The sequence below is a fragment of the Actinacidiphila sp. bgisy160 genome, from assembly GCF_965342435.1.
In the GTDB taxonomy this organism is placed as follows: Bacteria; Actinomycetota; Actinomycetes; order Streptomycetales; family Streptomycetaceae; genus Actinacidiphila.
Genome location: NZ_CBDRCM010000027.1, coordinates 41,292 through 53,550, shown reverse-complemented (window position 1 = coordinate 53,550; position 12,259 = coordinate 41,292). Strand labels below are relative to the sequence as shown.

11 protein-coding genes and 2 pseudogenes are annotated in these 12,259 nt (G+C 72.6%); 7 read left to right on the top strand and 6 right to left on the bottom strand.

Annotated features, from left to right (window positions below; genetic code table 11):
- Positions 1–16: 16 nt before the first annotated feature.
- Positions 17–343 (bottom strand): plasmid stabilization protein, encoded by a 327-nt coding sequence (locus tag ACRWNP_RS21515; protein ID WP_431963745.1) that lies wholly within the window; start codon positions 341–343, stop codon positions 17–19.
- Between the two features lie 588 nt (positions 344–931).
- Here ACRWNP_RS21515 and ACRWNP_RS21510 point away from each other — a divergent pair.
- The 3 genes and pseudogenes from ACRWNP_RS21510 to ACRWNP_RS21500 all read left to right on the top strand — a co-directional run bounded on the left by ACRWNP_RS21510 (position 932) and on the right by ACRWNP_RS21500 (position 2,236).
- Positions 932–1,141, top strand: a complete 210-nt coding sequence (locus ACRWNP_RS21510) for a hypothetical protein (protein ID WP_431963743.1) — start codon at positions 932–934, stop codon at positions 1,139–1,141.
- Positions 1,142–1,405: 264 nt separating this feature from the next.
- Positions 1,406–1,516: pseudogene (locus ACRWNP_RS21505) on the top strand (metallophosphoesterase); the annotation flags it as partial.
- Between the two features lie 45 nt (positions 1,517–1,561).
- Positions 1,562–2,236 (top strand): endonuclease, encoded by a 675-nt coding sequence (locus ACRWNP_RS21500; RefSeq protein WP_431963741.1) that lies wholly within the window; start codon positions 1,562–1,564, stop codon positions 2,234–2,236.
- A 19-nt stretch (positions 2,237–2,255) separates the two neighbouring features.
- Here ACRWNP_RS21500 and ACRWNP_RS21495 read toward each other — a convergent pair whose 3' ends face one another.
- Positions 2,256–2,948, bottom strand: a complete 693-nt coding sequence (locus tag ACRWNP_RS21495; protein ID WP_431963739.1) for a haloacid dehalogenase type II — start codon at positions 2,946–2,948, stop codon at positions 2,256–2,258.
- A gap of 163 nt (positions 2,949–3,111) precedes the next feature.
- Here ACRWNP_RS21495 and ACRWNP_RS21490 point away from each other — a divergent pair, with 163 nt between their 5' ends.
- Positions 3,112–3,615: a hypothetical protein gene (locus tag ACRWNP_RS21490; protein WP_431963737.1), complete on the top strand. Its 504-nt coding sequence runs from the start codon at positions 3,112–3,114 to the stop codon at positions 3,613–3,615.
- On the top strand, positions 3,612–8,120 hold the full coding sequence (locus ACRWNP_RS21485; RefSeq protein WP_431963735.1) for an HAD-IC family P-type ATPase: 4,509 nt from the start codon (positions 3,612–3,614) through the stop codon (positions 8,118–8,120). Before ACRWNP_RS21490 ends, ACRWNP_RS21485 begins: the two co-directional genes overlap by 4 nt.
- A gap of 179 nt (positions 8,121–8,299) precedes the next feature.
- Here ACRWNP_RS21485 and ACRWNP_RS21480 read toward each other — a convergent pair whose 3' ends face one another.
- From ACRWNP_RS21480 to ACRWNP_RS21470, 3 genes are all read right to left on the bottom strand, one after another.
- Complete coding sequence (locus tag ACRWNP_RS21480) at positions 8,300–8,773, bottom strand: hypothetical protein (protein ID WP_431963733.1); 474 nt, start codon at positions 8,771–8,773, stop codon at positions 8,300–8,302.
- A gap of 38 nt (positions 8,774–8,811) precedes the next feature.
- Positions 8,812–9,369, bottom strand: a complete 558-nt coding sequence (locus tag ACRWNP_RS21475) for a hypothetical protein (RefSeq protein WP_431963732.1) — start codon at positions 9,367–9,369, stop codon at positions 8,812–8,814.
- A 119-nt stretch (positions 9,370–9,488) separates the two neighbouring features.
- Positions 9,489–9,965, bottom strand: coding sequence for a MarR family winged helix-turn-helix transcriptional regulator (locus ACRWNP_RS21470; RefSeq protein WP_431963730.1), 477 nt, complete (start codon positions 9,963–9,965; stop codon positions 9,489–9,491).
- Between the two features lie 329 nt (positions 9,966–10,294).
- Between ACRWNP_RS21470 and ACRWNP_RS21465 the strand changes: the two are divergent.
- Positions 10,295–10,423: pseudogene (locus tag ACRWNP_RS21465) on the top strand (carboxylate--amine ligase); the annotation flags it as partial.
- Between the two features lie 17 nt (positions 10,424–10,440).
- Positions 10,441–10,605 carry a hypothetical protein gene (locus ACRWNP_RS21460; protein WP_431963728.1) on the top strand — a complete coding sequence of 55 codons (165 nt, stop codon included), beginning with the start codon at positions 10,441–10,443 and terminating at the stop codon, positions 10,603–10,605.
- Between the two features lie 15 nt (positions 10,606–10,620).
- Here the strand turns inward: ACRWNP_RS21460 and ACRWNP_RS21455 are convergent, their stop codons facing one another.
- Positions 10,621–12,243, bottom strand: a complete 1,623-nt coding sequence (locus ACRWNP_RS21455) for a phytoene desaturase family protein (RefSeq protein WP_431963726.1) — start codon at positions 12,241–12,243, stop codon at positions 10,621–10,623.
- Positions 12,244–12,259: the final 16 nt, after the last annotated feature.

Sequence of the window (12,259 nt, the reverse complement as noted above, 5' to 3'; positions counted from 1 at the left end):
CTCCCTGGAGGGGTGTTCAGTCGCGGCCGAGGGCGCGTTGGAGTTCCGCCTTGTTCATGTGGGAACGGCCGTCCACGTTGCGGCGCTTGGCCTCGGCGTAGAGCTGGTCGTAGGTGGGTCCCTGGGAGCCCTTGCCGGAGCGCTGTCCGCCGCGCTCGCCGGAGGACATGTCCTCGATGGAACTGCGGCTGGCGGTCTTGGACTCGCCCGCCCGGGCGCGTTCCTTGTTGACCGTGCGGGCGGCGATCTCCTTCGCCCGCTTCTCGCTCTCGCCCCGGTCCTTGGCGCTCTCCTTGATGTGCTCGTACTGCCGCTCACGCTTGCGACTCGACCCTGCGGGCATCTGTGATCACTCCCTTGGTGGCTTCGCGTGCCCGCCCACTTCGGCCGACGAAATGGGTGCGTGGATGATGTGCGCCCTGCGGGCGGCCGCCGACCACCGTTCCCGGCGGACGCCTTTCTGCCTTCCCGGCGGCCGGCGGCGACACTCCCCAGTGGCACTCAACGCCTTGCCCATAAAGAGCCGGAAAAACATCCCGACGTGGGTCCGGCCTGCCGGCCCTTGTAGTGCTCGAACGGCGCGCCCTTTGTTTCTTGTTATTCTTTCCACGTGTTGGCGCGTCTCCCGGAGGCCAGACATGGGACAGCCTTCCGAACACAAGCCGCCCGAAATGCGTTACGCGGCCGCGACCTCTCCGCCGCAGCGGACCAGGGCCGCGACTCCTCTCCTGTACGGGGGCGGCTCCGTCCCCAGGGAGGCGCTCTACGCGCCACTGCCGATCGGTCGTTCGTCCCCGTTCGTTCCGCATGTGGTGAGGAAGGTGCGGCGGCGATGAGACGCGGCGGTGTTTGGTCATTTCGGCCTCGGGCAGGTTCGCCCTTGCCGGTCGTCGCGGAAAGAGGCGACGACGAAGCGAGGAGTTCGACGACCATGGGAAAGAAGCGGGAGAAGGACACGGCGGAATTCGCCGCCAAGGAGCCCGGGGCGGGAAGCGGCAAGGAGGACCGGGCACACGAGCGGGTGGTACGCGGATCCGCCGGCGGGGCGGAAGGCTATTCCGCCGCGCACGGCACCCTGGCCGGCAACCCCATCGAGGGACTGGAGACGCAACGACCCGAGAAGCGCGAGGACGACTCATGACCCGGTCGTCCGGGGAGAACGGCCCGGTCGGGACTGGAGAACGAGGTGCCCGGGCAGCCGAGATCCAGGAGGCTCGGCGCTCGCGCCGTAGTGAACGCTGACGCGAGTTTCGCCTCGGTCCGCGACACGACGGTTCTCTGGCGGTTTCCTTGCGCCTCTACCACAGTCGGCCCGCTGACCCCGGTTACGCCCGCAAGGCCCACGGGGAGCGTCCCATGTGGCGGGACGTGAGCGGCGCCGACGTCAACGCGTACCTGAAGGATGGCGCACCGGGGCGTCGAGCGGGGCATGACGGCAGGAGGCGTGCGCGTCCGCAATGTGGCGCAGCCCGTGATCGACCGCGCGTTCGCCGTCTACCGGCTCCATGCCGGGTAGCAGAGTGGACGCAGGCCCCCGTGTTTCCCGAGAAGGTGATGTGAGATGGCCGGGACCACCGGACAGCGGGACACCGCCAAGGACAAGGCGACGGTCAAGGCCCTGCTGGAGAAGGAAGGCCACACCTACGCCGAGGACGCCGGCATCAAGCTGAAGAACACCCCGCAACCGCTCTACCAGGTACTGGTGGCGGCGTGCCTGCTCAGCGCCCGGATCAAGGCGTCCGTGGCCATCGCCGCTGCGCACGAGCTGTTCGCCGCCGGAATGCGGGACCCCCGCAAGATGCGCGACGCCACCTGGCAGCAGCGGGTCGACGCGCTCGGCAGGGGACACTACCGGCGCTACGACGAGCGGACGGCGACGCAACTCGGGGACGGCGCGGAGCTGCTCCTCGACCGTTACGGAGGCGATCTGCGGCGCCTGCGGGACGAGGCGGACGGCGACCCGGACGAGATCCGTCGCGCCTTGCGCCAGGTTCCCGGGCTGGGGCCGGTCGGCGTGGAGATCTTCCTGCGGGAGGTGCAGGCGGTCTGGCCGGAGACCGGCCCGCTCTTCGACGACAAGGCGCTCAAGGGCGCCGAGCGGCTCGGACTCCCGGCGCGGCCGCAGGATCTGGCCGGCCTGGTGCCACAGGCCGCCTACGCCGTCTTCGCCGCGGCCCTCGTGCGGGCGGCACTGGACCGTCACGTGGTCGAGGAGGTCGCCGGGGCAGGCTCCTGAGCGGACCCTTGCCGGTACGTCAGCGGGCTGCCACGCCGAGGTCACGGGCGAGATCCGGCAAGCTCGGCGCTTCCCAGTCCGGGCGCAGCATGACACCGGGGTAGTGGGACCGGTGCCGCCGAAGCCAGGCGCCCGCGAGACCGGCGCGCCGCGCACCGTCGACGTCCCAGGGGTGTACGGCGACCAGCAGCGCCTCCTCGGGCCGCACGCCCGCCTGATCGGTGGCGTAACGGTAGGCGGCCGGTGCCGGCTTCCAGCAGCGGGGCCCCGAGACGTCCAGCAGGGCCTCGAAGTGCTCCAGCAGGCCGGCGCCGTCCAGCAGGCGCCGGGTCGCCGCCGCGGAGCCGTTGGTCATGGTCAGCAACCGGTAACCGGCGGCCCGTAGGGCCCGTACGCCGCCGGGTACGTCCGGGTGCACCGAGAGCGCGGCGAATCCCTCGACCACATGGCGCGCGGCCTCCTCCGCGTCGCCGCTCCAGCCGGGAAACCGGGCGAGCAGCACGCGCACGTTCTCGGCCGCCACTTCTGCGAAGTCCGCGTACCCCCCGGCGGCCGTCAGGGCGAAACCGTCGCGCAGCACCGCGGTGAACCAGGTGGGCAGCGCGTCCGAGGGCACGTCGATGTCCTCGAACCGGTCACCCAGGGGTCCCAGATCACTGAGGGTTTCGTTGACGTCGAAGACGATCACGCGGATACGGTTCGGGGCCACCATGAGCGCCTCCGGAGCGATGGTCGTGCCTGTCCCTCCATCGTGCGTCGCCGTCGGTCCTCGCCGGGTGCGGATTGTTCAGCTCCGCATTTCTGGGCAGCACCTATATGAGGTGATAAAAATGGATGAAACTGGTCGCAATTCGTCCTCGGCTGTGAGGGAGGCCGTGACGCACCCCCTGGACACGGTGAAGGCGACCGCACAGCGGCTGCCGGGGGCCGGGAAGGTCAAGGGGGCGTTCGACGGCGTGCTGGACACGGTGGGAGTGGTCTCACCGCGGACCCGGCGGGTGGCCGCGTACACCGGGGCGGGCCTCTTGGGCGTGGCCGGAGTCGTCGAGTGGCCGGTGGCGGCCGCCGGAGCGGCCGCGGTATGGCTGACGCAGCAGCGGTCCGGTGCGCGCGCGCAGACCCCGGTCCAGGACCAGGACCAGGGCGAGCATGAGGCCTCGGAGGCGCAGGACACGATGATTCCGCCTGAGACACGGATACCGGCCGCGCCGCACGCGCAAGGGCACATGTCCGCAGCGCGGACGCATGAGGCACCCACGGCCGAGAAGGGACCGGGTGCGATGGCCGGGCCCGGTGATCTGCCGGTCCCCGAGGGCGGACCGAGCAAGGCCAAGATCAAGGCGAAGGAAGGCAAGAAGGCGAAGGCCTCCACCACATGAGGCCGCCGACCGGGTTGGGGCTGCTGACCGCACTACCGGCGGCAAGCCTGCGACTCGCGGCGACCGCGCCCATCGGCGTTGCGCGGCAATGCGTTCCCCTGGCGGGCGCCGGTGCGCGGGCTGCGGTGCGCGGTGCCGCGGCCGCCCGCGGCGCCCTGCGACTGGGACGGGCCACGCAACAGGCGCTCACCCCCGGACGCTGCTGGGTCGGCGGGCGACGCCTGCACGTACCCCTGCGCCCACGCGGTGGTGCCGCCCCCGACCGACGGCAGCTGGAGGCGGCGGCCAGGAAGGTCGCGGTGTCACTGGCCGAGCATCCCGACGTACTTGCGGCCTACTGGGACGGCGGTTTGGAGTCGCTGGTGGTGCGGCTGGCACAGGACGCGGTCGCCGACAAGGTGGCGGCGCGGGCGGCCGAACTCGCCGATTCGCAGCGATTGGAGCAGCCCGGGGAACCCGGACCGGATCCCGGACATCCGGGGCAGGTTCCCGGCGCCCGGGCGCACGCCGCCGCCCTGTGCTGCGACGTGGCGGGCATCGTCACCGCGACGACCGGGCGGTTGCTGCGGCTGAAGCGTTCCCCGCGCATGGTGACCGCGGCCGTCACAGCGCTGCGCGAGGACTCGAGGTCACGTGCCTGGCTCCGCCGCGGGCTCGGTGCACCGGCCGCCGATGCGGTCCTGTCCGCCGCGTACGCCGCGGCGCACGGCTTCGGACAGTCGCCGACCGCCCTTGTGCTGGACGCGGCGCTGCGCGCCGGTCTGCTCGTCGAATCGGTCACCCGGGCCGCGCTGTTCGACGAGGTCCACGACCGGCTGTGCACGCCCTCCCGGCACAGCCTGCCCGCACCCCGGATCCGGCGGCCGCGCCCGCACGTCCTGCCGGCGCAGCAGTACGCCGACCAGGCCGTCACCGGAGGGCTGCTGGGGGCCGCGGCGACTCTCGCCTTCACGCGTGACAGCGCCGAGGCCGCCGAGGCGGTCCTGGCCGCCTCGCCCCGCGCCGCCCGCTACGGGCCCGTCGCGTTCACCGCCACCCTCGGCACCGGCCTGGCCCGTCGCAAGGTACTCGTACGCGACCCGGAACGGATCCGGCAGTTGGAGCTGGTGGACACCATCGTGCTGCATCACTCCGTGCTCAGCGGACGAAGGCGCACGCTCCTGGAGGTCCGTCCCCGCGGCGACGACTGGGACCATGACCGGCTCTGGCACGCCACGGCGGCCTCGCTACGGGCCCATGACGAAGAGCGGCCGGACGGCCGGGAAGTGCGCCTGCGGCCCGTGCCCGGCAGCGCACCCGGCACTCACACCGGGCCGATGACCGTCCTGGACGAGGACAATCGCGAGGTGGGTAACGTCTTCGTCGGCCGGGAGGTCGACCCCCTGGCGGAGGCGGTACTCGACGCGGCGCGCCGGGCGGGCCTGCACGTGGTCGTGGCCGACGACGGCACCCTGAGCGAGTTCGGCGCGCTCGCGGACCAACTAGCTCCCGCCGGGGAATCATTGAGCGCACTGGTGTGCCAACTCCGCCGATCCGGAAGGATCGTGCTCACCGTCGCCCGTGTGCCGGCCGGGACAGGACCCGACGACGACGTGCCCACGGGACTGATGAGCAGCGACGTGGCAGTGACCGTCGTCGACCCGGGCAGCGCCGTGCTGTGGGCGGCGGACGCCCTCGTCCTGGACGACCTCTCCGGTGTCTGGCGGCTGCTGACGGCCGTGCCGGGCTCCCGCGCGGCGGCCCGGCACGCCAAGGTCCTCGCCGAGGCCGGTGCGGCACTGTCCGAACTCATGGTGCTCACCCGGGGATCGCGGGGCCGACGCGCCGCGTGGCGGGTGGGCCTGCGACTGAGCCCGGTCAACGCCGCCGCGGCGGCGTCCCTCGTCGACGGCTGGCGCGGCGCGCGGCGGGCACTGCGCCACGGCATGCCGACGCCCCGGCCGCACGTACCCTGGCACGCCCTGGAGCCCCATGAGGCCCTCGACCGGCTGCGCGAGACGGAACGCGCCGTTCACGAGGAGGCGGCCCGCGCGAGGTCGGCAGCCGGGCGCATCGGCCAGAGCGTGGCCACGTCACCCGTCGCCGTGCCCCTGCGGCTGACGGGGCGTCTTGTCGGCGCGGTGCGCGCCGAACTGGACGACCCCCTCACCCCGGTGCTCGCCGTCGGCGCGACCGCCTCGGCCCTGCTGGGCTCGGCAGTGGACGCCCTGCTGGTGACCGGCGCGATGGGCATCAACGCCCTCGTCGGCGGCATCCAGCGACTCCGTGCCGAACAGGCCCTGTCCTCATTGGCTGTGACCCAGCGTCAGCAGGCACGCAGAGTCGTCGACCCGGACACCGGGGACACCCGCACCGTCGAGGCCGGACGGCTCAACCCCGGGGAGATCATCGAACTCCACACCGGCGACGTGGTACCCGCCGACGCGCGGCTGCTGCAAGTCGAGGACCTGGAAGTCGACGAGTCCTCTCTGACCGGCGAGTCCTTGCCCACCCTCAAGCGGGTCGAGGCCACGCCGCGGGTGCCGGTTCCCGACCGGCACTGCATGGTCTTCCAGGGCGCCACCGTGGTCGCGGGCCAGGGGCGCGCGGTGGTGGTCGACACGGGGGACGACACCGAGGCGGGGCGCGCCGCCCATCTTGCCGCAAGGATGCCGCCCGCGCCGGGGGTGCAGGCCCGGCTTCGTGAACTGACGTCCACGGTGTTGCCGCTGACCCTCGCCGGTGGGGCCGCGGTGACCGGGCTGTCGCTGCTCCGGGGCACTCCCGTGCGGCAAGCCGTGGCCGGAGGGCTGGCCGTCGCCGTTGCGGCCGTGCCGGAAGGGCTGCCGCTCACCGCGACCGTCGCCCAACTGGCCGCCGCCCGACGGCTGACCGAGCACGGCGTGCTGGTGCGCACCCCGCGCACCCTGGAGGCGCTCGGCCGGATGGACACCGTCTGCTTCGACAAGACCGGCACACTCACCGAGAACCGGCTGCGTGTGGTACGTACCGCCGCCCCCGACGGCGGCGACCATGAAGCCGGCTCCCCGGAGGGCCTCGCGATCCTGCGGCAGGCCGCCCGGACCTGCCCTCAGGTCGGCGACAACCACGGAGTCCACGCCCACGCCACCGACGGGGCCGTCCTGGAGGCGGCCGGCGACGACCAGCAGTGGACGCCCGGTGACACCCAGCCCTTCCAGGCCTCCCGTGGCTATGCCTCGGCCACCGGCCACGACGCGGAGGACACCCCATTGCTGGTGGTCAAGGGTGCTCCCGAAGTGGTGCTTCCGCTCTGCCCCGAGGCGGACGCCTCCGCGACGGAGACGGCCCGGGCGCTGGCGGCCGAGGGGCTGCGTGTGCTGGCCGTCGCGGAACACCGTCTGCAAACCGGTGAGTTCGGGGGGGCACTCGAAAGCCCCCTGGAGGACTACCGGTTGCGGCTGACCGGCTTCATCGCCCTGGCCGACACCCCTCGTCCCGACGCGGCGCCGTTGATCTCGGGGCTCCGCCAGGCGGGCGTGCGACCGGTGATGCTCACCGGTGACCACCCCGAGACCGCCCGGACGGTCGCCGTCGCACTCGGCTGGCCCGAGGACGTCACCGTCGTGACGGGCGACGAACTCGCCACCCGCGACCGAACGGGCCGGGCGGCGCTCGTCCGTGACTGCGGCGTCGTCGCCCGCGTCGCACCGGAACAGAAACTCCAGGTCATCGAGGCCCTCAGGGAATCCAAGCGGGTCGTCGGCATGGTCGGTGACGGCTCCAACGACGCGGCCGCCATCCGGGCCGCGGACGTCGGTGTCGGCATCGCCGTGCGGGGCTCCGCGGCCGCGCGCAATGCCGCCGACCTTGTCATCGTCAACGACGAACTCTCGGCGCTGATCGAGGCGGTCGCCGAGGGCCGCGCCCTGTGGCACAGCGTCGCCGACGCGCTCACCGTACTGATCGGTGGCAATGCCGGCGAGATCGGCTTCTCCCTGTTCGGGACCTTGGTCTCCGGTGCGTCTCCGCTCTCCACCCGTCAGCTCTTGCTGGTCAATCTGCTGACCGACATGTTCCCGGCCATGGCGGTCGCCGTGACCCCCCAGGGCGCCACGGCGGACACCGCAGCGGACACGGACAGGGAATCGGGAGCAGCGCGGACCGGCAGCGCCCCGCTGGGCCTGGGGACTCTGGGGGCGCCCCTGGGCCGGCAGATCCGCCACCGCGGAATCGTCACCACCCTGGGCGCCGCGACCGCCTGGCTGGCGGGTACCGTGACTCCCGGCAGCGCCCGGCGCACCAGCACCATGGCGCTGTGCGGAGTGGTGGGCGCCCAGCTGACGCAGACCGTGACCGGCCGTCGTCACAGCCCCCTGGTATGGCTCACGGTGCTCGGCTCCGCGGCCGCGCTGATCGCGGTCATACAGACTCCCGGCGTGAGCCAGTTCTTCGGCTGCACCCCGCTCGGTCCCGTCGCCTGGGCCGGGGTGACCGCCGCCGTGGCCCTCGCCGCCCTCGCACCCCGGACACCCCTCGGTGGCTGAGGCCCCTCACCCGACGTGTCCGCGCCGCCCGGTCCGGGTGCGGCCCGTGACCGGACAGGTGGCCGTCAGCAGCGTGACGACCCATGGGGTCGCGGCCACCCACAGCGGCTCATACCGGAACGGACAGCAGGCAGCTGGGGCGCCACCCGCTCCGGGGGCACCCCAGCACGCCCGCTGACTCACGCGGACAGCAGACGATTGAAGAAGGAGCGGTAGCGCCGGAGCGCGGTACGCAGCTCTTCGGTGTTCACCTCTTCGCCGCGCGTCCACTGGCCTTCGAGGCCCTGCTTGTGCTGAGCGAACGTCGACGCCAACTTCTGCATGACGTCGGCGACCAACTCGTCGGCGGCGTGCACGGCATCGCGCGGATCATCGACGAACTCGCTCTGGATCCGCTGCCAACGGGCGCGGAAGTTCTCCTCGTCCTCCGGACCCAGCAGCTCCGGGACCTCATCCGCGGAGGTGTCCGGGGTCGGAGCGCCGACAGTGTCGTCCGGGGGCGGTTCGCCCCGGGCTCCGGTGCTCTCACCCGGGTACTCCGGTGCCCTGGAGGCCGCGTCCGAGCGCTCCTGCGGGGGGCCGGAGGGGGCGTGGGTCTCGGCGAGGTCTTCGGTGGCCAGCCCGCTTCCGCGGGAGACGCGCTCGCGTTCCATGGTTTCCGCCTTTCAGGCTGTGTTGCGGGAGCCCTGCGTCAGGCCCGGGCGTGGCGCCGCCCACCGCCGTCGGTGAGCAGCTCGTCGAACAGGGCGCGGTAGTGCACCATCGCGCCACGCAGCTGTTCCGTGGTCGCCTCGTGCCGGGTACTGAGGTCGTTGACCTCGTGGGCCGCCCGGTAGTGGTCCAGGGTCCGGCCGTGCTCCACCGACAGGTCCTTGATCCGCTGGTCGAAGTCCTCGGTCGGGTAGCCGCGGTCGCGCATCAGGGAGGCCACGAGGCTGTCGGCGTCGTGGACGGCGTCCTCGGGCCGGTCGACGAACTCCTCCTGGACGCTGGTCCACTCCCGCGCGTAGCGGTCACGGACACCACTGGGCAGCGGCTTGATGTCCAGCGAGTCGTGCCGCTTGGCTCGTGCGGCGAGGTCGCGCTCGGCATCCCTGCGGCTGCCGACGCCTTCCACCGTCCGGTCGTACTCCGGGCCGAAACGGTCCTTGAGACGCCGGTGGCGGACGAAGAGGGTCGATGCGACCGCGACGAGGGCGAGTACCACCACCACGGGGATGATGATCGCCAGAAGTGTCCCTGTTGACATGGGCCGGCTCCCTAGCACTCAGGCGAACCCCCCTCACGCGGACGCCTGCCCTGGGCCCTGTCTTCAAAACGCCGTATTCGCGGTTCGCGGCATTCGCCGCGTGAGGCGTCAGGGGGCTCTCAGATCGTGCCGCGCTCCGCGCGCAGGTGCTCGGCGATCGGGGTGAGCGCGCTGCGCAGGGCTTCCTGGTCCTCGGCGGGGAGCAGGTCGATGAAGTGCTCCCGTACGGCGGCGACGTGGTGCGGGGCGACCTTGCGCATGGTCTCCCAGCCGTGCTCGGTGAGGACGGCGAACAGCCCGCGCCGGTCGGACTCGCAGTTCTCGCGGCGGACCAGGCCCGCGGTCTCCATGCGGCTGATCTGGTGCGACAGCCGGCTCTTGGACTGCAGGGTGGCGCGGGCCAGGTCGCTCATCCGCATGCGGTGCTCGGGCGACTCCGAGAGGTTCACCAGGATCTCGTAGTCGTTGATGGTCAGGTCGAACGGCTCCAGGTCGCGGCCGAGCTGGTTGATCAGCAGGGTGCCGACGTCCAGGTAGGTGCGCCAGGCCCGCTGCTCGTCGTCGGTCAGCCAGTCGTCGTTCTTCCCCTTCGCCATTTTTCCAGCATATCGAGCGCCGCGATGTCGTTTGAAATCTCCATTGCCGCGCCGCGGTAGCGGCCCTTGATGCGGACGGCTCACCGCGGCCGTCGCTGCGGAGGGTGTCCGGATGCCACCGAGCGTGATCACCTCGGCGATGTCCGGGCCTGTGCCGGTACCGGTGACCGCGACAAGCGGCGCGGGCGCATCGACCCCCGCCGTCGGGGAAGCAGAAGTGATGCCTGGCGTACTGGTGGTGCCACGGATGCCGCGGGCTCCGGCCCCTCGCCTCCCACGCGTGGCGTCACCCGGGGTCACCCCTGTGGTCTTGGAAACGGAGTGGCGCGATGCGGACGGTCGGTGTGGAGGAGGAGCTCCTGCTGCTCGACGCGGAGTCCGGGGAGCCGCGGGCGCTGTCGACGGCGGTGCTGGCGGCGGCGCGTCGTGATTCCACCGTGAGCGGTGAGGTGTTCGAGGCACCCTGTTCGAGCTGGTGCGTGACGCCCTGGAGGACAACGGCGACCTGATCCCCGCGCAGGACGCCCTCGCCGCGGTCCTCAAGGCCGGCAACGGCGCCCGCGTCCAGCGCGACCTGCTCCGCCGCACCGGCGACCTCCGCGAGGTCACCGCGGCCTGCGTCCGTATCACGCAAGTGTGACGGCCACGGCGGCTCTCAGGCGCGGTGACCGAGGCGGCCGCGGCGGGTGAGGGCACGTTGTGCCCTGCTCAGCACGCGGCTGGGGGAACGGGAACGGAGCGCGGCATGAGCGGCGTTGGCGCCCGGCGCGCCGTGGACCCCGCCGCCCGGATGGGCCCCGGCGGACGCCAGGAAGAGTCCGGCGATCGGTGTCTCCGGGCGTCCGGTGCCCGGCAGAGGACGGAAGACCAGTTGCTGGTGCATGGCCGCGGTGCCGCCGTTGATGGCACCCCCGTGGAGGTTGGCGTCGTACGCCTCCAGTTGCGGCGGGGCGAGTATCCGGCGGGCGGTGACGAGGGAACGGAAGCCGGGAGCGTACCGCTCGACCTGCGCCTCCACCCGTTCGGCCATCAGCTCCTGGTCCGTCCGGTCCCAGGTCCCGGCGATGCCCGCACCGGCCGCGTCGCCGCGGACGCGGTGGGGGAGGTGGGTGTACGCCCACGCGGACTGCGTTCCGGAAGGAGAGCGCGAACCGTCGGCCGTGGTCATCTGCCCGAACAGGAGGAAGGGCCGTTCGGGCACCTGTCCCATCGCGATCTGCGCGGCGAACTGCGTCAGCGCGTCGACTCCTTCGGCCAGGTGCACCGTGCCGGCCCGCGCGGCCGCGGGCGCCGACCACGGCACCGCGCCCTCCAGGGCCCAGTCCACCTTGAACGTCGCGAAGTCCCACTGGAAGCGGCGCAGGTCCTCCAGAACACGGGGCGGGAGGTCGTCCCGGCTCACCAGCTGCCCGTACAGCGTGGGCACGGACACGTCCGCCAGCACGGCGCGGCGTGCCGCCACCGCGTCCCCGTCGGCTGTGCGGACGCCCACCGCCCGCCCGGAGCGCACGACGACCGAGGTCACCCGTGCCCCGCAGCGCAGCGTCCCACCCCGTCCGAGCAGACGGCCGACGAGGGCGGCGGTGAGCGCTCCGGCGCCGCCGACAGGGACCGGGAACCCATAGGTCTGCCCCAGCATGGCCATGAGCCAGCCGAACCCTCCGCTTCCCGCGGCCTCCGGCGCCAGATCGGCGTGCAGCGCGCTACCCGCCAGCAACAGGCCACCCAGCTCGCCCCGGAACTCCTCCTCGCCCAAGCGGCGCACGGGAAGCACGAGGGTACGCGCCATGCGCAGCCCCCCGCCGGCGCGCAGCCGTGCGGCGAGCCGCAGGCCCGGCCGCACAGGGGGGAAGGGGGTGAACAGCGCGCCGATGACGTCGTCACCGAGGCGCTCCCAGGCCGTGCAGAGCCGGAGCCACGCAGCCCCGTCGCCGCCTGTGTCCGCGTCGAGGACCGCGGCGGTGTCGATGGCGCGCCGGTGCAGCACCGCGCAGCGGCCGTCGAGCAGCGGATGGGCGACGACGGCCGGCGCGTGGCTCCACCGCAGCCCTTCGCGATGCAGTCCGAGCCCGCGGATGACCGGCGAGGCGGCCGCGAGGGGATAGAAGGAGCTGAAGAGGTCGTGCACGAAGTCGGGATGGACGTCCCGCGCGGAGCGGACCCCGCCGCCGGGCTCGTCCTGCGCCTCCAGGACCTCGACACTCCATCCCGCGTCGGCCAGCAGGTTGGCGGCGACCAGGCCGTTCGGGCCCGCGCCGATCACCACCGCGTCCGCCATCGGTGCCTCCCGTCGC